The organism is Flavobacterium sp., assembly GCF_031422135.1.
Taxonomy (GTDB): domain Bacteria; phylum Bacteroidota; class Bacteroidia; order Flavobacteriales; family Flavobacteriaceae; genus Flavobacterium.
The window spans coordinates 1-2,331 of sequence record NZ_JANOQD010000025.1 but is presented as its reverse complement, the minus strand read 5'-3'; the positions used below and the strand labels follow the sequence as shown (position 1 = coordinate 2,331).

Annotated in this window: 2 protein-coding genes; both read left to right on the top strand. The window is 32.3% G+C overall.

Annotated features, from left to right (window positions below):
- The first annotated feature begins 315 nt into the window (after positions 1-315).
- Entirely contained in the window at positions 316-705 is a 390-nt protein-coding gene (locus tag RMO70_RS04020) for a hypothetical protein (protein ID WP_310555136.1), read from the top strand.
- A gap of 81 nt (positions 706-786) precedes the next feature.
- Positions 787-2,331: TonB-dependent receptor (locus tag RMO70_RS04015; RefSeq protein WP_310555135.1), on the top strand; the 1,545-nt coding region annotated here is incomplete at its 3' end.

Genomic DNA, 2,331 nt, shown 5'->3' with positions numbered 1-2,331 from the left:
GATACTATCATAATGAATAATTTAAAAAATGCTTCTCACTTCAAAGGTGGAGAAACGAAACCTGAATAGATGATAACCAAAAAGCCGAACCACCAACAGCTGTTTCAATATACTTGCGGATTTAGTGGAATTACGTGCTATTATCATAAATCCATTCAACCAAAACTACTCTGCTATCAACTCCGCAAGCATCTTGAAGCAGCGGGACGTTAGCAGAAACCCGTGAGCGACACGAAACGCTGAAAAATGAAACATCAAAAAAGACGAAAAACTTAAGCAAAAAGATAATCCGAAAAAAAAACCTACTTTTGCAAAGTGAAAAGTCTAAGAAACATAATACTACTATTAATTTGTATACAAATAACAATTCCGTTTGTAGTTGAAGGATGTTTGCGTTTTCCTATTTTAGTATCCCATTACTTTCATCACAATAATCATCACGAAAAAATAAATTTTATACATTTTGTCGGGGAACATTATTCAGAAAAGCACCACGACCAAAATCACGATGAACACGAAAACCTTCCTTTTCACAAACATTGTGATTATTCATTTAATCAAACTTTAGCATTGAATTTAGAAATCGTGCAAATTAAATTTCGTACAAATTTTAATTTTAAAGAGCCAAAGAAAATTCCTTTTAAGCAGAATTGCTTTCAATCGAATGTTTCTATAAACATTTGGAAACCACCAAAAATTAGTTAATAAATGTGCTTCGCACAAAAAAAAACTTACGATGCTAACGCATCGCAAGTCATTATTTTATTAATCTAAATTTTAATTCAAATGAGAAATTATTTGTTATTACTAACTATATTATGTGGAATAAATTCTGCTTTTAGTCAAAACACATTCAAAACAATTGTAAAAGATAGCATTACAAACCAAAAAATTAGTGGTGCAAATATTGTAATTAAAGGAACTCAAATTGGTGCAAGTTCCAACGTAAATGGCGAAATTGAAATCGCAAATATTCCTAACGGAAAACAACTTTTTGTGATTTCTTTTATTGGTTACAGAACTTTGGAAATAGAAATTGATTTTCCCCAAACCAAAGCAATTGAAACCATTTTATTGCAAGAAGACAACAGCCAAGAATTAGAAGAAGTTGTTGTTCAAGGAACAAGAAACAACAGAACTTTGTCAAAAATCCCAACTCGTGTAGAAGTTTTGACAGAAGAAATTGACGAAGCCGCAACAATGGATCCGAGTAAAGTGGCACATTTGCTAACGCATAGCACAGGAATTCAAGTGCAACAAACTTCGGCTACAAGCAATACCGCAAACGTCAGAATTCAAGGACTTGACGGGCGTTATACTCAAATGTTAAAAGATGGTTTTCCATTATATGGCGGATTTTCGGGAAGTTTGAGCATTATGCAAATTCCACCTTTAGATTTACGACAAATTGAGTATATAAAAGGTTCGGCATCTACGCTTTATGGTGGCGGAGCAATTTCGGGATTAATCAATTTAATTTCAAAAGAACCAACAAGCGAAGAAACAATTTTGCACCTAAACGGTTCACATATTGGAGCGTTTGACGTAAATATGTTTACCAGTAAAAAGTATGAAAAAATTGGTTTTACACTTTTAGCACAACGAAATGCTCATAAAGCATTTGATGCTGACAAAGACGGATTTACAGATATGCCAGAATTAGAAAAATTTAATTTCAATCCGAAATTAGTTTTTTATCTAACCGAAAAAACTAATTTAAGTGTTGGCGGTACTTTTACAACCGAAAAAAGACAAGGTGGCGATACTAAATTATTGAAAGACCAAACAGCAACAAGTTCCAATTTTTACAAAGAGAAAAACGAAGTGAGCCGAATTACAACGCAAACCAAATTAGAGCATAAACTAACAGAAAGCAAAACAATTGCTTTTAGAAATTCGTTTAATGTTTTTGATAGAAGTCTGTTTATTACGCCAAACTTTATTGATGGAGAATACAAGTTTGCAGGAAAGCAACTATCCTCGTTTTCTGAAATGTCGTATCTGTACAAAAAAAATAAAAACTCTTTAATTTCAGGTTTAAACTTTTATACTGACGATTTCAAAGAAACGCCTTTACAAAATGTCAATTTAAGAAATGAAAATTATCAAACTCTTGGAGGTTTTGCAAATTACACCTTTGATGTTGGTGAAAAAGTTTCATTAGAAACAGGTTTAAGAGCCGATTATGTGTTTAACGAAAAACTATATTTATTACCAAGAGCATCAGCACTTTTCAAATGGACAAATAAACTTACAACCCGAATTGGTGGCGGTTTAGGTTACAGAAATGCAAGTATTTTTAATCAAGAAGCCGAATTATTAGGTTATAAA